The sequence below is a fragment of the Devosia sp. 1635 genome, from assembly GCF_013185955.1.
In the GTDB taxonomy this organism is placed as follows: Bacteria; Pseudomonadota; Alphaproteobacteria; order Rhizobiales; family Devosiaceae; genus Devosia.
In genome coordinates, this window is record NZ_JABAOM010000001.1 from 575,083 (window position 1) to 599,288 (window position 24,206).

Genomic DNA, 24,206 nt, shown 5'->3' on the forward strand with positions numbered 1-24,206 from the left:
GCGGGCGCCGAAGCGCCCGCGTCCAACTGCCTAGTTTGCGGCAGCTTGCGTGTCGGCAGCACCTGCTGCGTCGTCAGGCAGGGCGAACACCCAGAGCACCGAGCCAGCGGTCGGCACGACCAGTTCGGGCGTCAGCGTCGCTACCGAGCGCGCCATGCTCGAGCCGTTACCCACGGCAACGGCGACATACTGCTTGCCATCGGCTTCGTAGCTGACGGGGAAGGAGTTGATCGCGTTGTTGGTGCGCATCTTCCAGAGCACGTCGCCCGACTCGTCGTCGAACGCATAGAACCAGCGGTTCCAGTCACCGGCGAACACGACGCCGCCTGCTGTGGGCAGCACGGCCGAGACGATCGGTGCGCGCTGGCGATGCGACCAAGCGGTTTCCTGGTCAACCATGCTTACGGCATCCACGCGGCCGATATTGCCGTCGCTGCCGTCGACCGGAATACGCGAGAAGGTCGCACGACCACCACCGGTATAGATCTGGCCGGCGTCAAGCGGCTGGGGCGTGGTGTTCGAGCAGTACTCGTTGAGCGGCAGATAAAGCATCTGCGTGCGCGGGCTGTAAGCCGTTGCTGGCCAAGCGCGGCCACCGGGGTCAGCCGGGCAGTTGAGCGTGGTTTCGCCGATCTTCGGGATGGAATCAGGGTTGATGGTCTTTTCGCCGGTTTCCTGGTCGATGGAAGCGACCACGTTCTGCGGCACGGTTTCCTTGGCCCAGAGCCATTCACCCGACTCGCGGTCCAGCGATTCGATGATGCCGAGCTTGCCGGCTGTCACGACCTGCTTGCGATCGGTACCATCATGGGGAAGATCGATCAGGATGCGCTCATAGATATAGTCCAGATCCCAGGTGTCGTTCTTGAGATACTGGTGGTGCCACTTGAGCGCGCCCGTCTGCGGATCGAGCGCCAGCGTCGAGTCGCTGTAAAGTGCGTCATTGGTAACGCCTTCTTCCTCGGATGCCGGCAGCAGGCCGCTCATCTCGGCAATCCACGGATAGGGCTGGCCCACACCGCTGAATACGGTCTTGGTTTCCGGATCATAGGTCCCGGCCAGCCACACCGATGCGCCAAAGCGGCTTTCGAGCGGTATGCCGTTCCAGGTTTTGTCGGCCTCGCCATCGCGAGCGATGGTGTAGAAGCGCCACTTTTCTTCGCCCGTTGAGGGGTCGTGTCCGGTGATGAAGCAGCCGCCAGGCTGGGCATTGCCGCAACCGGTCATGCCCTGGATCACCACGCCGTCGGCAATCAGCGGACCAGCTGAATAGCGCCAGCCCTTGTTCCAGTCCGCAGGCTGCACGTCCCACACGACCTGGCCGGTCTTGGCGTCGAGCGCGATGATATGAGTGTCCGATGTCGCGAGGATGATCTTGTCCTCGTAGATCGACATGTTGCGCTTGGTGGCCGTGTTGCCGGTGCCAGCCGCGACAACGTCCTCAGGCAGATCGCGCACATATTCCCAGAGCAGGTCACCGGTAGCGCCGTCGAGCGCCTGGACCTTGTCGAGGTTGTTGTGCACGTAAAGAATGCCGTCGTGAACGATCGGCGTGGTTTCGGTCGCGCCCGGGGTCAGCGACCAGGTCCAGGCCACGGTCAGGTTGCTGACATTGTCCTTGTTGATCTGCTCGAGTGGACTATAGCCCCAACCGTCATAGGTGCGGCGCCAGTGCAGCCAGTCGCCATCGGCGGGGTTCAACAACGTTTCGTCGGTCACCGGGGTGTAGCTATCGAGCCGGGACGGCGTTTCCTGGGCATGAACAATGCCCGAGGCAAGAACAAGCAATGAGCTCGCGAGCGCTGATGAGGCGAGCAGTAACCGCTTTTGCATTTGAGTATTTCCTCCGTAGACGCTGAAAGCCCGATTTTCGTCACGGGCTTTGTGCCCTCGCGACGCAATGGTTTGGCAGCGTTACACCGATCATGCGCCCCGTTACTTGGAGCCGTCAACCTTGGTCAGGCTAAGCGTGATCGCCATTCCGTGTAGGCGCGGACGGCAATATCGACGGGGGTGATTCGGGCGCAAACCCCTCTGTGCCGGGCCATAGGCCGTGCTCGTCGGCGGCTGCGGCGGCCTGCCGCAGCAAGTCCACCCGGCGTCGCATTCAACTAAAGTATGAAGCTCACCTGCGACTCCTAGGCCCGGCAGTAAACCCGCGCCGCATCACAAATAAACTTGTTGTCCTGCGCAGCCGATTGCTTCACGCTTGAGTTTGCCCAGACCGGGTAACCAAGCCCGGCAACTAGCCTGTGACGCTCTGAGGAGAATTTCGATGCTGCTTCGTACTTTCGCCATCTCGGCGGCAATGGCCGGACTCGCCTTGTCTGGAACACTGGCCAATGCCCAGGAAGACCTGCCCAAGGCAAGCTTCACTGCCGCCCAGGCCGATGCTGGACGCGCGGAATATCAAAAGAGCTGTCTGGATTGTCATGGTGCCAATCTCGACGATGGCGAGTTTGGTGGTCCGCCCCTGCGCGGCAGCAATTTTGAAGGCACCTATTTCGGTTTCACCGCCGATGGTCTGTTTGGCTTCATCAAGACGGCCATGCCGCCCGACCGCCCGGGTCGCCTGAGCGACAAGACCTATGCCGAACTGACGGCCTATATTCTGTCTAAGAATGGCGTCCAGCCCGGCACCACCCCGCTGCCCGACAACCTCGATGCCCTTGCGGGCCTTGTTATCGAGAAGTAGCGGCGGCGATGTTTTGCGATTGTGCGGGGAGGGGACACCACCCCCTCCTAGCCCTTACCATGAGCACCGAAGTTGCGGCGCGTGGCGATCCCGGCAGGGCCGTGCGCTAAAGCGAGAATGCTGATCCGAGGGGATTCAACCGAACCCTGCACTGGACTGAGCAGCAGTTGAACTGGTCAAGCCCGCTGAAGCCGACCCCATGCCCGAAGATGAGATCAGCACCGGCCGAGACATGCACCGCGTGAACGGCTTGATGAATTCGTCCGCACGCCCCGCCTGTCGGCGGTACCGGCAGTTCCGTGTTACTGCTGGTCGGGTCGGTCGCCGGTAAGCTCGAAAAACAGCCAGGTCGAGTAAGCGGCAATCGCCAGAGTGGCGCACACATACAATTCGGACATTCCGGGGATACTCCTCACGCAGGCCTTGCAGCCGTAACTCAGCATGGCCTGTTAACCTAAACGCGCCCCTAACGTTCCAGGATGGTGGGATTTTTCCGCTGGAGCAGCCGAATTGCGATCCAAAATTGAACGCTGGTTCGGTCCGATTTGGCAAGGCCAGCAGCGGTCAAGCCTGAGCCAGTGCTCGCCAAATCTTTGATCGGTGCTGCGTCAGTGCTTCCACCCAAGTGCGCATGAGCAGAGACTCGGTTGGATCCTCCCCCATATCTGCAATCGTGTCCCTGACCTCGTTCACGCCAATCGACGTAATCTCGTCATAAACCCAAGGCGCCACGCGGGGCAGTTCATCCAAATCAAACCGGTCGGTGAGCGGGTCAGGGATGCGGTCGATTGTCGAAATGGCCATTCCAGGATCTCCTCTGTTTGAGACCAATGCCAATGACCTAGCGTAGTTCCCCGTGCTCACTTGCTGTTGAAAAGGGTCAACATGCGGTGCAATAAATCCTGCAGGGTAGTGTGCTCGCAAAATCTGGTGAAATTGGCGATCCCGGCAGGACTCGAACCTGCGACCAACAGCTTAGAAGGCTGCTGCTCTATCCAGCTGAGCTACGGGACCTCGGCCAAGCCCTCCTTTACCCGATTTCGGCCAGAAAAAAACCCGCCTCTTGGTCTCTGGCGCATCCATCTTTGTACGGGGCGTCGCAACAGCAGCCACCACGCGCGATTTTGTCGATCCCGGCAGGCGATGCTCCTAAGCTCCTGCTCGCAAGAACCCGGTTTTCCGAGGGTTTGCCATGCAAGTTCAAATGCACCTTGACAGCAATGAGGTACGTGTATGAAACTAATGCAATCGATTGCAGAGGTCTCTTGGACGCCAATGAAATCGATTTAAACGCGGCCAGCTCGGGATATCTCACAAGAAGATAACCTTGCGGCTGGCAGATTTGCGGAGCGGTTCGCTCCAGGATCCTTGGGAGGATGCATCTATGACAAAGTTTACCGTGGCTGCCGCGATGGCGGCTGCCTTGATGAGCTCGACTGCCGCGATGGCTGCAGAGCTGGAAGTCACCCATTGGTGGACTTCGGGCGGTGAATCCGCCGCCGTGGCAGAGTTTGCCCGCTTGTTCGATGCGACCGGCAATAAATGGGTCGATAGCGCCCTGGCTGGTTCGGGCACCGGTGCCAACCCCGTCATCATCAGCCGCATCCTCGGCGGCAATCCGATGGGCGCCACCCAGATGAATACCGGCCGCGACGCCGAGGGCCTCATCCAGGCCGGCCTGATCCGCGACCTCACCCCAATTGCCGAAGAAGAGGGCTGGAAGGAATTCTACGCCGATCCAGGTCTCTTTGACGCCTGCACCTACGAGGGCAAGATCTACTGCGTGCCCGTCAATATCCACTCCTGGCACTGGCTGTGGCTCAGCACCAAGGCTTTCGAGACCGCCGGCATTCCGGTTCCCAAGGACTGGAATGAATATGCCACTGCCATTCCCCAGCTGCGTGAAGCTGGCGTCATCCCCTTCGGCCTTGCCGCTGGCTGGCCGCTGAACGGCATTCCCGGTGTGCTGCTGGCTGACGTTGGCGGTCCCGAACTTTACGAAAAGGTTTGGGGCGAGCATGACGCAGAAGCTGTTCGTAGTCCCGAGTTCCGCAAGGTTGCCGAAGCTTGGGCCACCATCCGCGATGCTGTTGACCCGGCTGAAGTCGTGCCGCAGTTCGGTGACGTCGCCAATCAGCTGATTGCCGGCGAAGCTGCCGCCAACATCCATGGTGACTGGATCCAGGGTGACCTGCAGGTCGCCGGCGCCGTTCCCGGCGAGGACTATGAATGCCTGCCGGGCCTGGGCCTGACCCAGCGCATCGAGGGTGGCGGCGACGCCTTCTACTTCCCGCAGCTGCCAGAGGGCACCTCGCAGGACGTCTTGGATGCTCAGGTGGAGCTCGCCAAGCTGCTCGTCAGCAAGGAAGCCCAGGTGGCGTTCAACCTCAAGAAGGGCTCCATGCCCATCCGCACCGATATCGACCTGTCGACGGCCAATCCCTGCATGCAGAAGGCCATCGCGATCCTCCAGAGCCCCGAAGGCCTGCTGCCTTCCGGCGAAACCCTGAACTCGAGCGACACCCAGCAGCAGCTGGACGACCTCAACCAGGAATTCTTCGCCGACAAGAGCTTCTCGGTTGACGACTACATCGAAGAATACGCTTCGATCATCGAGTCCGCCAACTAAGCTGGTCCTGCCGAACGGGGGGCCGCTTGTGTGGCGGTCCCCACCGGCGCGGCGGGCGGCCCCTTGGCCGCTTCGCCCGAGTTTTCGCTAAAGGGGAAGCGCTATGACCGACATCCGGCACGCTGGTGCTCTGGGTCGGCCGGTTGCGGCCGACAAGCCACCAGGACTCCTGCACAATCTGTTTGTGCGCAATTTGAGCGCCAAGATCGCGGCGACACCCATGGTGGTGATCGTGCTGGTGGTGTTTATCGGCTGCACGCTCTGGAGCGTCTGGTTTTCGTTCACCGATTCACGTGCGCTGCCCAATGGCGCCTTTATCGGCTGGGAACAATATGAGCGCCTCTTTGCCGCCCGGCGCTGGCGCATCTCGGCCACCAACCTGTTGACCTATGGCATCTTCTCGCTGGTCTTCACCATGGTGGTGGGCTTCCTGCTCGCCGTGTTGATGGACCAGAAGATCCGCTTCGAAAGCGGCTTCCGCACCATCTTTTTGTATCCCTTCGCCCTCTCGGGCATCGTCACCGGCCTCGTCTGGCAGTGGATCATGAACCCCACGCTGGGGTTGCAATCCACGATGCGGGGCCTCGGCTGGACCAATTTCACCTTCGACTGGATCACCAATACCGACATGGTGCTGTATGCACTCATGATCGCCGGGACCTGGCACGGCACGGGCTTTGTCATGGTGCTGATGCTGGCCGGCCTGCGCGGCGTCGACGAGGAAATCTGGAAGGCCGCGCGCGTCGACGGCATTCCCACCTGGCGCACTTACCTGCAGATCGTGCTGCCCATGATGCGCGGCGTCATCGTTACCACGCTGGTGATCGTCGGCTCGGGCCTTGTGCGCACCTATGACCTTGTGGTGGCGCTCACTAATGGCGGCCCGGGCCTGTCCTCCGAAGTGCCCGCCAAATACGTCATCAACTACATGTTCAACGCTGGCAATCTGGGCCAGGCCCTGGCGGCCTCGACAGTGATGCTTGCGGCCGTGTTCGTGATCCTGATCCCCTGGATCGTCATCGAATTCGGACCAAAGAAGGCGCGCTAGGAGAACACCATGGCCACTATTGCCGCTACCGCCGAGCCCTTTGGTCCTCGCCCCCGTCCGTTTTTCACACCAACCCGCATCATCATCTACGGCATCATCATCGTCGCGGCCCTCTATTACCTGCTGCCGCTTTACGTAATGATCATGACCTCGGTGAAGGGCCTGCCCGAGATCCGTCTCGGCAACATCTTCGCCCCGCCGCTCGAAGTTACCTTCGAGCCCTGGGTCAAGGCCTGGACTAGCGCCTGCACCGGCCTCACCTGTAACGGTCTGGCGCCCGGCTTCTGGAATTCGGTCAAGATCACGCTACCCTCCACCGTCGTTTCGGTCTTCGTGGCCGCTGTCAGTGGCTATGCGCTCGTCAACTGGCGCTTCAAGGGCTCCGAGTTCTTCTTCACCTGCCTGCTGCTGGGCTCGTTCATCCCCTATCAGGTGATGCTCTACCCGATGGTGATGATCACCCGCGAGCTCAAGATCTTCGGCACCCTCTGGGCCGTCATCCTGGTCCACACCGTCTTCGGCATGCCCATCCTAACGCTCCTGTTCCGTAACTACTTCGCCTCGCTGCCCCAGGAATTGTTCAAGGCGGCGCGCGTGGATGGTGCGGGCTTCTGGCGCATTTTCTTCCAGATCATGGCACCCATGTCGCTGCCCATCTTTGCCGTGGCGATTATCCTCCAGGTTACCGGTATCTGGAACGACTTCCTGTTCGGCGTGGTCTTTGCCGGCACGCAGAACAATCCAATGACCGTGCAGCTCAACAACATCGTCAACTCGGCTCAGGGTGTGCGGGAATACAATGTCAACATGGCCGCAACGATCCTGACAGCAGCGGTACCGCTGACTGTTTATTTCGTCTCAGGCAAATGGTTCGTGCGCGGCATCGCCGCTGGCGCGGTGAAGGGATAAAGCAATGCAAAGCAGCGTTTCCATCAAGGACCTGTCGCTTAACTTCGGCGCCGTGCAGGTGCTCAAAAGCCTCGATCTCGAAGTCGGGCAGGGCGAATTCATCGTCCTGCTCGGCCCCTCCGGCTGCGGCAAGTCCACCTTGCTCAACTGCATTGCCGGTTTGCTCGATGTTTCGGGTGGCCAGATCTTCATCGGCGGCAAGAACGTCACCTGGTCCGAACCCAAGGACCGCGGCATCGGCATGGTGTTCCAATCCTATGCGCTTTATCCGCAGATGAGCGTGGAAAAGAACCTCTCCTTTGGCTTGCGCGTCACCGGCATGCCCAAGGACGAGATCCAGCGCCGCGTCGCCCGGGCCGCCGAGATCCTCCAGATCGAGCCGCTCCTGCAGCGCAAGCCCGCCAATCTGTCGGGCGGCCAGCGCCAGCGCGTCGCCATTGGCCGGGCGCTGGTTCGCGACGTCGACGTTTTCCTCTTCGACGAGCCGCTGTCCAATCTCGATGCCAAGCTGCGCAGCGATTTGCGCGTCGAGATCAAGCGGCTGCACCAGCGGCTCAAGAACACCATGATCTATGTCACCCACGACCAGATCGAGGCGCTCACCCTGGCCGACCGCATCGCCATCATGCGGAGCGGTGAAATCCAGCAGCTGGCCGATCCGCACACCATCTACAACAAGCCTGTGAACCTTTACGTCGCCGGCTTCATCGGTTCGCCCTCGATGAACTTCATCAACGGCACCCTCAACGGCGGCGCTCAGCCTCACTTCGTGGCCGAAGATGGCACCCATGTTTCCATGGGCACCTATGATTTCGCCACCGCTCCCCAGGGCGCCACCAAAGCTGTGCTCGGCGTGCGGCCCGAGCATATCGTCTTGGGCGATGCCGCGGCCGGCATGCCCTTCTCCACCGAAGTCGAGATCGAGATTGTCGAGCCTATGGGCTCGGACACGCTCGCCTGGACGCGGATTGCCAGCCACCCCGTCACCTTCCGCGCCGATAGCGATGTGCAGCTTCATGTCGGCCAGAAGCTGCTGATTGGCTTTGATCCCGCCCGCGGCTCCATCTTCGACACCCAGAGCACCAACCGGCTCTGACAACCGCTTCGGCTCCGCCGTCCGGCGGGGCCGCCTATTCACGCCAGATTTTCCGAACAAGAGGCCCCAATGACCGAGTTGTCATTCCAGCTTTATAGCGCCCGCAACTACCCCGATCTCGATGACTTCCTCGCCAAGCTGGCGGCTCTCGGCTACACCCAGGTGGAAGGCTATGGCGGTCTTTACGCCGATGCGCCCGCACTGGCGGAAAAGTTCAAGCGCAATGGCCTGTCCATGCCCACCGGCCACTTCGGTCTCGCCCAGCTGCAGGACACCGATACCGCGCTCAAGACCGCCGAAACCCTCGGCGTGAAGCGCCTCTACTGCCCCCATATCGGCCCCGAAGGGCGCAGCGCAGACGAAAGCAAGTGGGTAGAGCTGGCGGAAACCCTTGCGGGCCTGGGGGAAACCTTCACCCGTGCAGGCTATGGCTTTGGCTGGCACAACCACGATTTCGAATTCGTGCCCACCACCAGCGGCCGCACCCCGATGGAAATCATTCTCGAAACCGCCCCTGCGCTCGAGTGGGAAGCCGACGTGGCCTGGATTGCCCGCGGCAAGGCCGATCCCGTGCAGTGGTTCGACCGCTATGGCGACCGCATCACCGCCGTCCACGTCAAGGACATTGCCCCGGCCGGCGAAGCCACTGACGAAGACGGCTGGGCCGATGTCGGCTTTGGGGTCCTCAACTGGGACCAGCTGATCAACGAGGTCACCAGCCGCACCAAGGCGCAGTATTTCGTCGCCGAGCACGACAAGCCCTCCGATGCCGAGCGCTTTGCGCGCCGCTCCATCGCCACCGCCAAGAACTGGAAGTAACTGCTATGGCCAAGACCTTTGGCGTCGGCATCATGGGTGCCGGCAATATTTCGAGCGCCTATCTGCGTCTCGCGCCCCTGTTCAAGGGGCTCGAAGTGCGCGCGGTCGCCGACATCATCCCCGAAGCCGCCCGCAAGCGCGCCGAGGAGTTCGGTGTCGCCGCCCAGACGCCCGACGAGCTGCTCAAGAACAGCGAACTCGACGTGATCGTCAATCTGACCATCCCTTCGACCCATTATTCGGTGTCCATGGACATCGTTTCGGCCGGCAAGCACGCCTATTCCGAAAAGCCTTTCGTGCTCTCGCTCGAAGAAGGCCTCGCGCTCAAAAAGGCCGCGGACGAGCGTAATCTCCTGGTTGGCAGCGCGCCCGACACCTTCCTGGGCGGGGCCCATCAGCAGGCGCGCGACATCATTGATTCCGGTGCCCTCGGGCGCATCATGAGCGGCACCACCCATGTGATGAGCCGCGGCATGGAGCACTGGCATCCCAATCCAGATTTCTTCTTCCAGGTTGGCGCCGGCCCGGTGCTTGATGTCGGCCCCTATTACGTGACCGACCTCATCCACCTGATCGGCCCGGTCAAGCGCGTCTCCGCCTTCACCAACATGGCGCGCACCGAGCGTGAAGTGACGGCACCCGGTCCCTACCAGGGCACCAAGATCAAGGTCGGCACCCCGACCACGGTTCATGGCGTGCTCGAGTTCCACAACGGCGCCATCGTCACCATGGGCGCCAGCTGGGACGTGGCCAGCCACGGCCACCACAATATTGAGCTCTACGGCACTGAAGGCACCATCTATGTGCCCGATCCAAACTTCTTTGGCGGCGAACTCGTCACCACCGACATCGAAGGCACCAAGACCACGGTCACGCCCTGGGATCATCCCTTCGGCAAGGTCAACCAGGATCAGGATAAGCCCAATCCGCGCGCCAATTACCGGACAGCCGGCCTTGCTGACATGATGGCCTCCATCGAGGGCGGCTACCGCGCGCGTTGTGGCCTGGATGTCGCCCTCCATGCCGTCGACGTCATGACTTCGCTGCTCAAGGCCGGCGAAAGCGGGCAGGTGCTGACCCTCGCTACCACTTGCGAGCGCCCAGAAGCGCTCAAGCCCGAACAGGCCCAGGCGCTGCTCAAGGCGTCGGCTTGACACTGTCGCCGCGGGCGATAGCGTAACACCAACGAGGATCGGCGGCCGCGTGCCGCCGATTGCATCTGGGGAGCCCGAGCCGGCGGCATGACTCGCCCGGCTTGGGAAGGGAATAATCGAGGAGAAACTTCATGCGCACCATTAAGGGCCCAGCCATTTTCCTGGCTCAGTTCGCCGGCGACACCGCCCCCTTTAATGAGTTCGGCAGCATCTGCGCCTGGGCGGCGGGGTTGGGCTACAAGGGCGTACAGGTCCCGACCGGCGTTGGCGCCATGATCGACCTCGAAAAGGCCGCGACCTCCAAGACCTATGCCGATGAAATCGCCGGCGTGGCGAGCGAAAACGGCGTCGAGATCACCGAACTCTCGACCCATCTTCAGGGTCACCTCGTCGCCGCCCATCCCGTCTACGACACCATGCTGGATGGCTTTGCCCCCGCTTCGGTGCACAACAATCCCAAGGCGCGCCAGGAATGGGCCGTGCAGCAGATGCTGTGGGCCGCCAAGGCCTCGCAGAACCTGGGCCTGACCGAACACGCGACCTTCTCGGGCGCGCTCGCCTGGCCGTTCCTTTACCCCTTCCCGCAGCGCCCGGCGGGCCTTGTCGAGGAAGCTTTTGACGAGCTCGCGCGCCGCTGGACGCCCATCCTCAACGCGTTCGACGAGGCGGGCGTCGATGTCTGCTACGAGATCCACCCGGGCGAGGATCTGCATGACGGGGTGACCTACGAGATGTTCCTTGAGCGGGTGAACAACCACCCGCGTGCCAATCTGCTCTACGATCCCAGCCACTTCGTGCTGCAGCAGCTCGATTATCTCGAATACCTCGATATCTACCACGAGCGCATCCGCATGTTCCACGTCAAGGATGCCGAGTTCAACCCGACCGGCCGCCAGGGCGTTTACGGCGGGTACCAGAGCTGGATCAACCGGGCAGGGCGCTTCCGCTCGCTTGGCGACGGGCAGGTCGATTTCGCCTCCATCTTCTCCAAGATGGCGCAATATGACTTTGCCGGCTGGGCAGTGCTCGAATGGGAATGCGCCCTCAAGCACCCCGAGGACGGGGCGCGCGAAGGCGCCGAGTTCATCAAGCACCACATCATCCACGTCACCGAGCGCGCCTTTGACGATTTCGCCGCCGCTGGCACCGACCAGGCCGCCAATCGGCGCATGCTCGGGCTCGAGTAAAGTCCAAGACCTTACATGGGCTCATTGAGGCCCTTCACCTCCCCCCTTGTGGGGGAGTCCGGGTGGGGGGTATCGCCCCCGAACACAGCAATCAAAGAACAAGGGGAGGCATTTCATGGCTGAAAACGGCGCAAGGCGCATTCGCCTGGGCATGGTTGGCGGCGGCAAGGGAGCCTTTATCGGTTATGTGCACCGCGTCGCCTCGCGCATCGACGGTGACTACGAGCTGGTGGCCGGCGCGCTCTCGTCGCGCCCCGATGTCGCCCAGGAATCCGGGCGCAATTTGGGGCTCGCACCCGACCGCATTTACACCAGCTTTGAGGACATGGCCCGCGCCGAAGCGGCTCGTCCCGACGGCATCGAAGCGGTCTCGATCGTCACCCCCAACCATCTCCATTTCGCCCCGGCCAAGGCCTTTCTCGAGGCCGGCATCCACGTCATCTGCGACAAGCCGATCACCTCGACCCTCGAGGATGCGCGCAAGCTTGCCGAAATCAAGCCGGCCAAATCAGCCAAGTTTCTGCTCACCCACAACTACACCGGCTATCCCCTGATCCGGCAGGCTCGCGAACTGGTGGAATCAGGCGCTCTGGGCACGATCCGCGTCATCCAGGCCGAGTATCCGCAGGATTGGCTAACCGAGCCTGTCGAGCAATCCGGCACCGCACCGGGCGCCGAATGGCGCACCGACCCCGAGCGCTCAGGCGCTGGCGGCGCCATCGGGGATATCGGCACCCACGCCTATAATCTCCTGCGCTTCGTCACCGGGCTGGAGACCGAAGCCGTGTCGGCCGACCTGACCAGCTTCGTTCCCGGCCGCAAGCTCGACGATAACGTCCATATCATGCTGCGTTTCGCCGGCGGCGCCCGCGGCATGCTCTGGGCTAGCCAGGTCGCCGTCGGCAATGAAAACGGCCTGCAGCTGCGCGTCTATGGCGACAAGGGCGGCCTCGAATGGCGGCAGGACAACCCCAACTACATGTGGTTTTCCGAGTTCGGTAAGCCGCGCCAGCTGCTGACCCGCGGCGGCGCCATCTCCCAGGTCGCTGCCTCCACCATGAATGTGCGCATCCCTTCGGGGCATCCCGAGGGCTATCTGGAAGCCTTTGCGACGCTCTATAGCCAGTTCGCCGAAGTGATCCGCGGCAACGGGGAAGCCTACGAAGGTCTGCTCCCGAGCCTAGCCGATGGCGTCGAAGGCATGCAGTTCATCACCGCTTCGGTGCAATCAAGCCGCAATGACGGCAAATGGACCAGGCTCAGCGAAGTATGAGAAGGCCTGGAGCTGGCACGCGACGCCTGAGCCAGGGCCGTACGCCCCGCTAGGCCTACCAGCCGGGGGTGGCGCACCGCGCTAACCCCACCCACACCTGTCACCCCGGCCTTGAGCCGGGGCCCATCCCGAGATGCCTCGGGAAAGCTTCCCAACAACTACCCGCCTAGGCCGCGCATCAAAAAACCAAACCAGACGGGCGTGCAAAAACCCCCGCCATCACCAGCAGGGGCAGCCAACACCCCGTCGGCAATGGAACGCCTAGTGCGTCCAGGGTGCCTTGCGGTCGTGGCGGAAATTGTCGGGATAGCTCACGCGCTTGACGGTGGGCTCATGGGCCGGCTGCACCGAATAAGCGATGCCATTCTTTTGCGCATAAGCTTCGGCTGCTTCCAGCGTCTCGAACGAGAGGCGGATCTGCTGGCGCGTATCGGCCGAGCTGGTATAGCCCATCAGCCCTTCGATCGAGCGGGGAGTTGCCTGCTCATGCACCAGGACCCACTGCTTGGACTTGCCCTTGCCCGATTGCGTCGCGCTACGGGCAGGACGGTAAATGCGAGCGGTCATGGAACAACCTCAAGACTATGCGGTGCGATGGTCGGAGTACAAAGATTCGAACTTTGGACCCCCGGTTCCCAAAACCGGTGCTCTACCAGGCTGAGCTACACTCCGAGATCGCCGGGCAGTGGTTAGCCTGTTCCGGCGCAAAGGGCAAGGCACCCGTGCCCCTCATTTCACACTAATCGTGTATCACGCGATTTGGTTCACCGCGCGGCGCTATAGCGCTCCAGTGCCCGCGCGAGATCGGCCTTCAGATCATCGATCGCCTCGAACCCGATATGGAGCCGCAACATATTGCCCTCCTGCGTCCACGGCACCGCCGTGCGGCTCCCAGCTGGCTTGATCGGCAGGCAAAGGCTTTCATAGCCGCCCCAGGAATAGCCCATCGAAAACAGCGACAACCCATCAACGAACGCGGCGAGGGCCGCGCGCGGGGCAGGGGCGAGCACAATGCTGAACAGGCTCCCCGAGCCGGTGAAATCACGCTGGAACAGCGCATGGTCGGGGTGGCTGGGCAGGCCCGGATGCAATACCGCCGCCACCTCAGGCTGCTCCTCAAGCCAGCGCGCCATCTCTAGGGCCCGCTTCTGGTGCTCCGCCATTCGAATCGCCAGCGTGCGCAAACCCCGTGCCACAAGGAAGGCTTCGTCCCCGGAGGTGAAAAAGCCCAGCAGTGTGCGTGTCTTCAACACATCGGCCCAAACGGCTTCTGTGGTGGAAATCGTGCCGGCAAACGCATCGGAATGGCCCACAAACATCTTGGTGCCGGCATGCATGACGATATCAGCGCCCAGCGCTAGCGGCTGGTGATAGAGCGGGCTCGCCCAACTATTGTCCACCAGCAGCCGCGCTCCCCCATCATGGGCAACCTTCGCCAGTGCGGGCAGGTCTTGCACTTCAAAGGTCAGCGAGCCCGGGCTTTCCGCCAGCACCGCCTTGGTGTTAGGCTGCATCATGGCGGCCAATCCCGCGCCGATCCGCGGATCATAATAGCGCGCTGTCACCCCCATTCGCGCGAGAAAGCCATCGGCAAACTTGCGCACCGGATCATAGGCACTGTCCGAGATTAGCACATCATCACCCGCCTTGACGCAGGCCAACAGGGCCACAGTAATGGCAGCAAGGCCAGAGGGGAGCAGGAGGGTGCGATGCGCGCCTTCCAGCGCCGTGACAACCGCTTCAACGCTGGCAGTGGTGGGATTTCCCGCTCGACCATACAAGTAGCGCTGCTCCTGGGCTTCCAGATCTGCCAGGCTGTTGAACAGTACGGTTGAACCGCGATAAACCGGGGTATTCACAAACCCGAACTGATCCTCGGGCGAGCGGCCAGCATGGGTGAGCAAGGTTTCGACGGACAGTTTGAGGGTCTCGTCGGATGAATTTTGGCGATGCATCTATGCTCACTTCCACGTCAAATCGCTGTTCTGACTAAATATACGCCAAATCATCGCGGGAGAGCTAGCTTGGGCTCTTGACGCAAATGGCTTTAGTCGGTTCGATGCATATCAGCATCAAAGCCGCCCAACCAAGCGGCGGTGCAACCAGAGCCGGGCGCCTGCGCCGAACGAGCTGTGGGACACTAGTCAGGAAACAAAAGGCAACCGAATGCACAAGACGCTCGTCAAGTTCGCTGTGACTGCCGCTTTTGGCCTCACAGCAACTGCCGCCTACGCCGATACGCTCGGCGACGTTAAAGCCAAGGGCTATGTTCAATGCGGCGTTACCGGCGGTGTTGCCGGCTTCTCGGCACCGGACGCCAACAACAAGTGGGCCGGCCTCGAGGTCGACTTCTGCCGCGCCGTGGCTGCCGCCATCTTCAACGACGCCGAAGCCGTCCGCTACACGCCCCTGACCTCCCAGGAGCGCTTTGCAGCTCTGTCTGCCGGCGAAATCGATATTCTGTCGCGTACCACCACCTGGACCATGAGCCGCGATACCGATCTGGGCATCAAGTTCATCGGCACGATTTATTATGACGGCCAGGGCTTCATGGTGCGCGAGGCCGATGGCATCGCTGCGGCCACGGACCTTTCGGGCGCAGCCATCTGCATCGAATCGGGCACCACGACCGAGCTAAATGCCGCCGACTACTTCGCGGCCAACAATCTCGAATTCAACACCGTCGTCTTTGTTGATCAGGACGAAGTGGTGAAGGCCTATGAAGATGGCCGTTGCGACGTCTACACCACCGATGCTTCGGCGCTTGCTGCCGAGCGCTCCAAGTTCGCCAATCCCGACGAGCATATCATCCTGCCCGAAATCATCTCCAAGGAGCCGCTTGGCCCTGTGGTGCGCCAGGGCGACGATCTGTGGTTCAACATCAACCGCTGGGCCTATTTCGCCCTGCTGGAAGCTGAAGAACTGGGCGTAACCTCCGCCAATGTCGATGAAATGCTGGGCTCGGACAATCCGGCCATCAAGCGCCTGCTCGGCGTTGAAGGCGATTTCGGCACCCCGATCGGCCTCACCAAGGACTGGGCCTACCAGATCATCAAGCTCGTGGGTAACTACGGCGAAGCCTTCAACCGCAATGTCGGTCCCGACACCGCTATCGGGCTGGAGCGTGGCCTCAATGCGCTGTGGACCGATGGCGGTCTGCAGTACGCCCCGCCGATCCGCTAAGCCTTGAAGTAACCAGCCGGCGCTTTCCCACGAAAGCGCCGGTTTTGATTCGAACCGACTATTGGGTTGCCGGAAGATTTGGTTTTTCTGCCATGCAGGGCCGACTGCCTTGTGCTGCCATATCCTTTTGCAACTCGGGTTCATCATGAAAGGACCGCATGCCACATGGCCATGCAAGAAACCCTCGGCACCAGAGCGCCGCGCAGCTCCTTGGTGAATGACCCGGTAATCCGGGGCATTATCTACCAAGTTCTCGTTGCGGCGGCGGTGATCGCCTTTTTCGGCTGGATCATTCTCAACACCGCCCAGAACCTCGCCGCCCAGAACAAGACCACCGGCTTCGATTTCCTGTTCCGCACCGCTGGTTTCGATATCAGCTTCACGCTGATCCCCTGGAGCCGCACGTCGCTCTATTGGGAGGCCTTTCTCGCCGGCCTGCTCAATACGCTGCTTGTCGCCGTGATCGGCATCTTCTTTGCTACAATCATCGGCTTTGCCCTCGGCATCGCGCGCTTATCTTCCAACTGGCTGATCGCCCGTGTGGCTACGGTCTATATCGAGACCATCCGCAACATCCCCCTGCTGCTGCAGCTCTTCTTCTGGTACTTCGCGGTGCTCAAGGCCATGCCGGCCGTGCGCGACAGCTTCCTCCTGCCCCTGGGAGTCTATGTCAACCAGCGCGGCATCATGGTGCCCAAACCCTTGCCGGACCACGAGTTCATCTGGGTTGCAGTGGCCTTCGCCCTATGCCTCCTCGCCGCCATTGGTATCGGTGTCTGGGCCACGCGCCAGCGCACGCTTACAGGGCACTATCCTGCCGCCATTGTGCTGGCTGCCCGCATTGCCAATGCGCTCGTCATGTTTGCCCTCGGCTATCTTGCCTTTTCTCTGATCGGCACGCTGCTGCCCGCCCTCGGCCAGCCGGCCGTTGCCGCGCTCGGCGGCGCGGTGTTGGCGGGCCTGACCTTCACGGCGCTCCGCCCCTATGCCGGGGGATTCGTCGCTTTCGCCCTTAGCTGGATCGTCCTGGTCTTCCTGCTGCAGGGCATGTTCGCGTGGCTGCCTGCTGTGGTCATCTATGTCGGTGCGGCGCTTCTCGGGCTGACCGTCGGCTGGCTCACCCTGGTCCGCATCAGCGACACGCCCGCCGACGATAGCAAGTTCCCCACGGCGCTGCCCATTCTGGTGGTCGCCGGCATTCCCCTGCTGCTCTACTATCTCATCGGTGCCGAGTTGGCCTTTGAAGTGCCCGAGCTGCAGCGCTTCAACTTCCGCGGCGGCGTCCAGCTCCCGCCCGAACTTGTCGCCCTGGTTTTCGGGCTGGCCATCTATACGGCCGCCTTTATCGCCGAGAACGTTCGTGGCGGCATTCGCGCCGTCAGCAAAGGCCAGACCGAGGCGGCCCAGTCGCTCGGCCTCAAGGAAGGTGATCGGCTGCGCCTGGTTATCATTCCCCAGGCCATGCGCGTGATCGTGCCGCCGCTGACCAGCCAATATCTCAACCTCACCAAGAACTCCTCGCTTGGCGCGGCTATCGGCTATCCCGAACTGGTGAACGTCTTCATGGGCACCACGCTCAACCAGACCGGCAAGGCCATCGAGGTGGTTGCCCTGACCATGGCGGTCTATCTCACCATCTCGCTGCTCACCTCGGCATTCATGAACTGGTACAATGGCCGCGTGGCCCTGGTGGAGCGCTAGAACCATGACCACAGATCTCGGCTTTGTCCGCAAGGACTTCATCGCCTCCAAACCGGCTCCCGGCCGCACCGGCGGCCCGATCCTTTGGCTGCAGCGGAACCTCTTCGCCACCCCGACCGACGCGCTCTACACCATCGTCGGGATGCTGTTCCTCCTCTGGGCCGTCCCGCCGATCTACAACTTCATCATCGGCCACGCCGTGGGGCCAACGGGCACCGTTCTTGAATGCCGCGCCGAAGGGGCAGGCGCTTGCTGGGCCTATATTTATGCCCGCTTCAACTTCTTCATCTACGGCTTCTACCCCATCGACCAGTACTGGCGGCCCAACCTCGTCTTTGCCCTGCTGGCGGTGCTCATCGTTTCGCTGCTGACGCCCGCGGCACCCTTCAAGCGCACCACGGCCCTGCTGTTCTTCCTGGTGTTCCCGGTGGTGAGCTTCTACCTGCTGCATGGCGGCGTTTTCGGCCTGCGCACCGTGCCGACCGGTGATTGGGGTGGCCTCATGGTCACGCTCATCATTTCGCTGGTGGGCATCATCTGCTCCTTCCCGATCGGCATCCTGCTTGCCCTCGGGCGGCAATCCAAGCTGCCCATCATCAAGACGCTCTGCGTCATGTTCATCGAGCTCTGGCGCGCCGTGCCGCTGATCTCGGTGCTCTTCATGGCATCGATCATGCTGCCGCTGTTCATGCCGGCCGGCACGACGGTGGACAAGCTGCTGCGCGCCTTGGTGGGCGTCACGCTCTTCACCTCGGCCTATGTGGCCGAAACGGTGCGTGGCGGCCTTCAGGCGCTACCGCGCGGGCAGTACGAGGCGGCGGCGGCCTTGGGGCTGGGCTACTGGAAGCGGATGTACTTCATCATCCTGCCCCAGGCGCTCAAGCACGTCATTCCGGGCCTGGTGAACAACTTCATTGCCCTGTTCAAGGATACGTCGCTGGTCTCCATCGTCGGCATCTTCGATCTGCTCGGCACCGTTCAGGCCGCCAGCGCCGACATCGATTGGGCATCTCCAACCCAGGCCGTGACCGGCTACATCTTTGCCGCCTTCATGTTCTGGATTTTCTGTTTCGCCATGTCCCGCTATTCGCTCTGGATGGAGCGTCGGCTGGATACCGGGCACAAGAGGTAAGTTATGAGCCAAGTTTCCGAAACCACGGTGGAACGTGATATCCGCACCGAGGGCATGCAGGTGTCCAAGACGGACGTGGCCATTGACGTGATCGGCATGCACAAATGGTATGCCGATTTCCATGTTCTGCGCGACATCAACCTCCGTGTCATGCAGGGCGAGCGCATCGTTATTGCGGGGCCCTCGGGCTCGGGCAAATCCACCCTGATCCGCTGCATCAACCGCCTCGAAGAGCACCAGGAAGGGCGGATCATCGTCAACGGCACCGAACTGACGGCCGATCTCAAGCGCATCGATGAGGTGCGCCGGGAAGTCGGCATGGTGTTCCAGCACTTCAACCTCTTTCCGCACCTGACCATTCTGCAGAACCTGACCCTCGCACCCATCTGGGTGCGCGGCATCCCCAAGGCTGAGGCGGAAGCCACGGCCATGCATTATCTCGAGCGCGTCAAGATCCCCGAACAGGCCAACAAATTCCCCGGCCAGCTGTCCGGCGGCCAGCAACAGCGTGTCGCCATTGCCCGCTCGCTCTGCATGCAGCCGCGGATCATGCTCTTTGACGAGCCGACCTCCGCGCTAGACCCTGAAATGGTCAAGGAAGTACTGGATGTGATGATCTCGCTCGCCGAAGAAGGCATGACCATGATCTGCGTCACCCACGAAATGGGGTTCGCCCGGCAGGTCGCTAACCGGGTCATCTTCATGGACCAGGGCCAGATCATCGAGCAAAACGAGCCCGAAGCCTTCTTCTCGGCGCCACAGCATGAGCGGACCCGTCTCTTTTTGAGCCAGATCCTGCATTAATGCCGCACGCTCTTTGGTGAAGATCAGCCACTGATGGATTGACCCACTGGCGGCCCGGTCCAATATGGGCGCGCAATGGAGCAAGACATCGTATTGAGCCGTTTTTCCAAGCTGTTGCTGCGGATTGCCATAGCGCTGGCAGGTCTTTGCGCGTTGGCGCTCGCCAGCACTGGCGCGGCGCAGGCGCAAACGCTGCAAACCGTGCGCGACCGCGGCTTTCTGATCTGCGGCGCCACCAGTCCCTTGCCCGGCTTTGCCCAGCAGGATGCCGAAGGGCGCTGGTCTGGTTTTGACGTCGATTTGTGCCGCGGCATTGCTGCCGCGGTGTTCGGCGACCCCAACCTCATCGAGTTTCGTGCCCTGCGCGGCGAAAGCCGCTTTGCCCCCCTCCAGACCGGGCAGGTCGATGTGCTCACCCGCAACGGCTCTTGGACGCAGCGGCGCGATACGCTCTTTGGGGCGAGCTTTGTTGCCACCGCCTTTTTCGACGGGCAAGCCTTCATGGTCCCGCAGTCGCTTGGCGTGGTTTCCGCCTTTGAGCTCGACGAAATCAGCATCTGCGTGATCGATGGCGGCGAAGAGCTCGAGCGCGTGCAGGAATTCTTTTTCCTCAACCAGGCCAGCTATACCGAAGTGCCCTATGAGGACGTGGCCGATCTGGCGGTCGCTTATCGCGCCGGGCTTTGCCAGGCCGTCTCGGCATCAGGCCGCCAGCTGCAGGCAATGCGCCGCGATCTGCCCGAGCCGGCCAATCATCGCATCCTGCCCGAGCGCATTTCCAAGGAGCTGTTGGGCCCGGCCGTCCGCGCCGGTGACGATCAATGGTTCAACATCGTTAAATGGACCATCTTCGCCCTGATCAACGCCGAGGAAGTGGGCATCACCGCCCTTAACACCAACTCCCTGGCCAATGCCCGCACTCCCGCCGTGCGGCGCCTGCTGGGGGTGGATGGTGATTTCGGCACGCCACTGGGCCTCCGGCGCACCTTCATGAGCGATGTTGTCCGCGCGGTCGGCAACTATGCCGAACTCTATGACCGCCATTTTGGCCCGCAAACCGGGGCGGCGCTGCTGCGCGGTCAAAATGCGCTCTGGAGCAATGGTGGGCTGCTTTATGCGCCGCCCATTATGTAGCGGAATCTAATCGGCAAAAAGCAGGTTTACGCGCCTGTTCTGCTTGCCTTTATTCTCGATCTTGCCGATCCGCAGCGGCCCGATCTCGCTCGTATTGGCCACATGCGTGCCCCCGCAGGGCTGCAGGTCGATCGAGCCGATCCGGATCAGCCGCACCCGCCCCTGGCCCATCGGCGGCTTGACATTCATGGTCTTGATCAGCTCGGGATTGGCTTCCATTTCCGCGTCGCTGATCCATTCCTGGCTGATGGGGTGCGCCGCTTCCACCATGGCGTTGAGCGCCGCTTCCACTGCCGCCATGTCCCCGGGCACTTCTGGCATCTGGAAATCGAGCCGCCCCTTGTCCGCCCCGATCGAGCCGCCAGTCACGGGGAAGGGCAGGGCGACCGACAACAGATGCAGCGCGCTATGCATGCGCATCAGCCGGTAGCGCCGCTCCCAGTCGACCTCGAGCATAACTTCTTCCCCCACCTCCGGCAGCGCCGCCCCAGCCTCGGGCACATGCACGATCTGCGTCTTGTCGCCATCAGGGTGAACTGCCGTCGCAATACTGATTGCCGAGCCTTCCGCCCGCTGCAGCGTGCCGCTATCGCCCGGCTGCCCGCCCGAGGTGGCATAAAACACCGTCCGGTCGAGCACGATCCCGCCTTCGGGCGTGATCGCCGTCACGGTGGCAGGGGTGGAGCGAAGATAGCTGTCGTCGCGAAACAGGAACTGGGTCATCTCGGCACTCAAAGCAGGGGGGAAAGCAGGCGCGCTGCCTGCGTCAGGAAGCGCATGGGCAGGCTGCGGGTGGTGACTTCTTCCATGTCCACCTGCCGGCAGCCCTCGAAATCCTGGATCAGCATGGATTCCACCGCCTGGATCGATTTGGGATCGGCGAACCACAAGGTGATCTCGAAATTGATCGCAAAGGACCGGTTGTCGAAATTGACACTGCCCACCGAGGCGATCTGGTCATCCATCAGCACCACCTTCTGGTGCAGGAAGCCGTTCACATAGCGGTAGATCGACACGCCATGCTCCACCATTGCATCGGCATGGGCAATGCTGGCGAGCCACACCATCTTGTGGTCGGGCACATTGGGCAGCATGATCCGCACATCAACGCCCCGTAGCCGTGCGGCAAACAGCGCCGTGCGGATATCGGTGTCCGGCACGAAATAGGGGCTGACGATCCAGAGCCGCTCACGCGCCCGCCCGATGATGTCGGTAAAGGCGATGGCGCATTCCTCGAGCTTGTCGGCCGGCCCGCTCCCCATCACCAGCACCGATTCGTCGCCCGGCGTCTTGACCACTTCGGGGGGCGTCGAGGGCAGCACTTCCCCCGTCGCCCATTCCCAATCTTCGCGGAACAGCAACGCGCAGCCAAGCGCGGCCGGGCCCGATACCTTCACATGGGTATCGCGCCAATGGCCGAACCGCTTGTCGAGGCCGATATACTCCACCCCCACATTGTGCCCGCCCACCCAGGCTTCCTCGCCATCCACCACCACGATCTTGCGGTGGTTGCGATAGTTGATGCGGCTGGGCCCATACATGCGCAGGAATTTGTGCCGCTGGTTGAAGCCGGCAACGCTGATACCCGCTTCGCGCAGGCGCTTGCGATACTTCCGGGGCATCCCGGTGCTGCCCACATCGTCATAGAGCAGTCGAATCTTGACGCCCGCCTTGGCGCGCTCGATCAGCCGCTCTGCCAGTTCCTGGCCCAGTGCATCGTCGCGCACGATATAGAACTGCACGAGGAGATAAGACTTGGCCCGCGCTATCCCGGCAAAGATCGAGTCGAAGGTGGCCTGCCCATCGATCAGCAGTTCCACCTCATTGCCGTTGAGAAAAGGCACCTCGGAAACCTTGCTCTGCACCGGCCAGCGCTCACTGGTCTCCCGGTCGATCAGCGACAAATCCTTGGCCCGCAACGGCCGCGCCGAACGCCCGTTGCGAATGCGGTCGGTGGCGTAGTCGTCAAAAAACTTCCAGCCAAAGATCAGGTAGAGAAACGCGGTGGGGAAGGGCAGCAGCAGCAGCGACAGCAGCCAGGCGATGGAGCCCTGCGAGGTGCGCGAATTCATGATTTCGCGCACGGCGCAGACCAGCGCCAAAAGGTAGATCAGTGCGGACGCGATGGCGATCAGGTGCAGATCGGCCGCCACCATGTCGAGAATATCTATTAAACTAAACAATGCTGTGCCCGAACCTGTTGCGGCGTCAATCTAGCAGGCGCCGGCCCGGGCACAATGGTTGAGTGGCTCAGGCCGGGTCTGCTTCCATCACCGAGGAAATGTCGATGCTGGGGCGCTCCTCGAGCCAGCGGGGGACCGGCAGTCCCTTTGCTCGCAGGAACTCGGGATTATAGAGCTTGCTCTGGTACCGGTTGCCGTAATCGCAAAGTGTGGTGACGATCGTCTTTCCGGGGCCGAGGTCGCGCGCCATGCGCACGGCGCCCGCGATATTGATCGCGCTCGAACCGCCAAGGCAAATGCCCTCGTGCTCGAGCAGGTCGAACACATAGGGCAGGGCCTCTGCGTCCGGGATCTGGTAGGGGTTGTCGATCGTCAGGCCTTCGAGATTGGCCGTGATCCGGCCCTGGCCGATGCCCTCGGTGATCGAATCGCCCGAGGACGCCAGCTGGCCCGTCGTGTAATAGCTATAAAGCGCCGCCCCTTCGGGATCAGCCAGCCCGATGCGCACATCCGAGCTGCGCGCCCGCAGGGCTTCGGCGACACCGGCGAGCGTGCCGCCCGAGCCCACCGCGCAAATAAAGCCATCGATCCGGCCATTGGTCTGCTGCCAGATTTCGGGACCGGTGGTTTCCACATGCGCGCGCCGGTTCGAGACATTGTCGAACTGGTTGGCCCAGATCGCGCCGCCCGGCAACTCCCGCGCCAGCTTTTCGGCCAGCCGCCCAGAAACCTTGATGTAATTATTGGGGTGGCGATAGGGCTTGGCCGGAACCTCGATCAGCTCGGCGCCAAACAGGCGCAAGGCGTCCTTTTTTTCCTGGCTCTGGGTTTCGGGGATCACGATCACCGATTTGAAGCCGAGCGAATTGGCGACCAGCGTCAGCCCGATGCCGGTATTGCCCGCCGTGCCTTCGACGATCGTGCCGCCGGGCTTGAGGGCCCCGCTTTTCACCGCGTCATGGATGATAAACAGCGCTGCCCGGTCCTTGACCGACTGGCCGGGGTTCAAAAACTCGGCCTTGCCCCAGATTTCGCAGCCCGTCAGCTCGGAAACACGGTTGAGGCGGATCAGCGGCGTGTTGCCGATAGCGGAAATCAGGTCTTTGTGCTTGGCCATGGATCGTGTGCGTTCGGGTTGGGGAGAGCTTAGTGTAGGTGTGCACCCAACGTGTCACAAGGCAGAAGGGTGCACTGGGGGAAGCTGTTCTCCACGCACCGGCTCGGGTGGGCCCTCATGCTGGCAAGCCGCTCCCCGCTAG

The 24,206-nt window shown here is 62.0% G+C and carries 21 protein-coding genes and 2 tRNA genes; 14 read left to right on the forward strand and 9 right to left on the reverse strand.

Going from position 1 to position 24,206, the window contains the following annotated elements; genetic code table 11:
- Positions 1 to 30: 30 nt before the first annotated feature.
- Entirely contained in the window at positions 31 to 1,833 is a 1,803-nt protein-coding gene (locus HRU92_RS02880; protein ID WP_172122929.1) for a PQQ-binding-like beta-propeller repeat protein, read from the reverse strand.
- A gap of 442 nt (positions 1,834 to 2,275) precedes the next feature.
- Here HRU92_RS02880 and HRU92_RS02885 point away from each other — a divergent pair, with 442 nt between their 5' ends.
- A complete protein-coding gene (locus tag HRU92_RS02885) occupies positions 2,276 to 2,695 on the forward strand; it encodes a cytochrome c (protein ID WP_127752570.1) in 420 nt (139 codons plus the stop codon).
- Between the two features lie 564 nt (positions 2,696 to 3,259).
- Here the strand turns inward: HRU92_RS02885 and HRU92_RS02890 are convergent.
- Positions 3,260 to 3,499 carry a hypothetical protein gene (locus HRU92_RS02890; RefSeq protein ID WP_172122930.1) on the reverse strand — a complete coding sequence of 80 codons (240 nt, stop codon included), beginning with the start codon at positions 3,497 to 3,499 and terminating at the stop codon, positions 3,260 to 3,262.
- Between the two features lie 133 nt (positions 3,500 to 3,632).
- A tRNA-Arg gene (locus HRU92_RS02895) sits at positions 3,633 to 3,709 on the reverse strand.
- Between the two features lie 370 nt (positions 3,710 to 4,079).
- On the opposite strand from HRU92_RS02895, the gene HRU92_RS02900 reads away from it, so the two are divergent.
- The 8 genes from HRU92_RS02900 to HRU92_RS02935 all read left to right on the forward strand — a co-directional run bounded on the left by HRU92_RS02900 (position 4,080) and on the right by HRU92_RS02935 (position 12,810).
- Entirely contained in the window at positions 4,080 to 5,324 is a 1,245-nt protein-coding gene (locus HRU92_RS02900) for an ABC transporter substrate-binding protein (RefSeq protein WP_248305254.1), read from the forward strand.
- 103 nt (positions 5,325 to 5,427) lie between these two features.
- Positions 5,428 to 6,372 (forward strand): sugar ABC transporter permease, encoded by a 945-nt coding sequence (locus tag HRU92_RS02905; RefSeq protein WP_172122931.1) that lies wholly within the window; start codon positions 5,428 to 5,430, stop codon positions 6,370 to 6,372.
- Between the two features lie 9 nt (positions 6,373 to 6,381).
- Positions 6,382 to 7,281 carry a carbohydrate ABC transporter permease gene (locus HRU92_RS02910; protein ID WP_172122932.1) on the forward strand — a complete coding sequence of 300 codons (900 nt, stop codon included), beginning with the start codon at positions 6,382 to 6,384 and terminating at the stop codon, positions 7,279 to 7,281.
- Between the two features lie 4 nt (positions 7,282 to 7,285).
- Entirely contained in the window at positions 7,286 to 8,377 is a 1,092-nt protein-coding gene (locus HRU92_RS02915; RefSeq protein WP_172122933.1) for an ABC transporter ATP-binding protein, read from the forward strand.
- A 69-nt stretch (positions 8,378 to 8,446) separates the two neighbouring features.
- A complete protein-coding gene (locus HRU92_RS02920; protein WP_172122934.1) occupies positions 8,447 to 9,196 on the forward strand; it encodes a sugar phosphate isomerase/epimerase in 750 nt (249 codons plus the stop codon).
- Between the two features lie 5 nt (positions 9,197 to 9,201).
- Positions 9,202 to 10,350 carry a Gfo/Idh/MocA family oxidoreductase gene (locus HRU92_RS02925; RefSeq protein WP_173087538.1) on the forward strand — a complete coding sequence of 383 codons (1,149 nt, stop codon included), beginning with the start codon at positions 9,202 to 9,204 and terminating at the stop codon, positions 10,348 to 10,350.
- Positions 10,351 to 10,481: 131 nt separating this feature from the next.
- Positions 10,482 to 11,537, forward strand: coding sequence for a sugar phosphate isomerase/epimerase (locus HRU92_RS02930; protein ID WP_172122936.1), 1,056 nt, complete (start codon positions 10,482 to 10,484; stop codon positions 11,535 to 11,537).
- Between the two features lie 115 nt (positions 11,538 to 11,652).
- Positions 11,653 to 12,810 (forward strand): Gfo/Idh/MocA family oxidoreductase, encoded by a 1,158-nt coding sequence (locus tag HRU92_RS02935; RefSeq protein WP_172122937.1) that lies wholly within the window; start codon positions 11,653 to 11,655, stop codon positions 12,808 to 12,810.
- A 261-nt stretch (positions 12,811 to 13,071) separates the two neighbouring features.
- Here HRU92_RS02935 and HRU92_RS02940 read toward each other — a convergent pair whose 3' ends face one another.
- The 3 genes from HRU92_RS02940 to metC all read right to left on the reverse strand — a co-directional run bounded on the left by HRU92_RS02940 (position 13,072) and on the right by metC (position 14,765).
- On the reverse strand, positions 13,072 to 13,377 hold the full coding sequence (locus tag HRU92_RS02940; protein WP_173087540.1) for an ETC complex I subunit: 306 nt from the start codon (positions 13,375 to 13,377) through the stop codon (positions 13,072 to 13,074).
- A gap of 28 nt (positions 13,378 to 13,405) precedes the next feature.
- A tRNA-Pro gene (locus tag HRU92_RS02945) sits at positions 13,406 to 13,482 on the reverse strand.
- Between the two features lie 92 nt (positions 13,483 to 13,574).
- Entirely contained in the window at positions 13,575 to 14,765 is a 1,191-nt protein-coding gene (gene metC / locus HRU92_RS02950; protein WP_173087542.1) for a cystathionine beta-lyase, read from the reverse strand.
- A gap of 211 nt (positions 14,766 to 14,976) precedes the next feature.
- Between metC and HRU92_RS02955 the strand changes: the two genes are divergently transcribed.
- From HRU92_RS02955 to HRU92_RS02975, 5 genes are all read left to right on the forward strand, one after another.
- The gene (locus HRU92_RS02955) at positions 14,977 to 15,993 is read left to right on the forward strand and encodes an amino acid ABC transporter substrate-binding protein (protein WP_127752581.1); all 1,017 of its coding nucleotides are present in this window, start codon (positions 14,977 to 14,979) and stop codon (positions 15,991 to 15,993) included.
- Between the two features lie 165 nt (positions 15,994 to 16,158).
- Positions 16,159 to 17,694: an ABC transporter permease subunit gene (locus HRU92_RS02960; RefSeq protein ID WP_172122940.1), complete on the forward strand. Its 1,536-nt coding sequence runs from the start codon at positions 16,159 to 16,161 to the stop codon at positions 17,692 to 17,694.
- A gap of 4 nt (positions 17,695 to 17,698) precedes the next feature.
- A complete protein-coding gene (locus HRU92_RS02965) occupies positions 17,699 to 18,826 on the forward strand; it encodes an amino acid ABC transporter permease (RefSeq protein ID WP_172122941.1) in 1,128 nt (375 codons plus the stop codon).
- A gap of 3 nt (positions 18,827 to 18,829) precedes the next feature.
- A complete protein-coding gene (locus tag HRU92_RS02970) occupies positions 18,830 to 19,630 on the forward strand; it encodes an amino acid ABC transporter ATP-binding protein (protein ID WP_127752584.1) in 801 nt (266 codons plus the stop codon).
- A gap of 93 nt (positions 19,631 to 19,723) precedes the next feature.
- Complete coding sequence (locus HRU92_RS02975; protein ID WP_173087544.1) at positions 19,724 to 20,764, forward strand: amino acid ABC transporter substrate-binding protein; 1,041 nt, start codon at positions 19,724 to 19,726, stop codon at positions 20,762 to 20,764.
- Positions 20,765 to 20,770: 6 nt separating this feature from the next.
- Here the strand turns inward: HRU92_RS02975 and HRU92_RS02980 are convergent, their stop codons facing one another.
- The 3 genes from HRU92_RS02980 to HRU92_RS02990 all read right to left on the reverse strand — a co-directional run bounded on the left by HRU92_RS02980 (position 20,771) and on the right by HRU92_RS02990 (position 24,064).
- A complete protein-coding gene (locus tag HRU92_RS02980) occupies positions 20,771 to 21,487 on the reverse strand; it encodes an alanyl-tRNA editing protein (RefSeq protein ID WP_172122943.1) in 717 nt (238 codons plus the stop codon).
- Between the two features lie 8 nt (positions 21,488 to 21,495).
- Positions 21,496 to 22,947: a cardiolipin synthase gene (gene cls, locus HRU92_RS02985; protein ID WP_248305255.1), complete on the reverse strand. Its 1,452-nt coding sequence runs from the start codon at positions 22,945 to 22,947 to the stop codon at positions 21,496 to 21,498.
- 67 nt (positions 22,948 to 23,014) lie between these two features.
- The gene (locus HRU92_RS02990; protein ID WP_173087546.1) at positions 23,015 to 24,064 is read right to left on the reverse strand and encodes a cysteine synthase A; all 1,050 of its coding nucleotides are present in this window, start codon (positions 24,062 to 24,064) and stop codon (positions 23,015 to 23,017) included.
- Positions 24,065 to 24,206 lie beyond the last annotated feature (142 nt).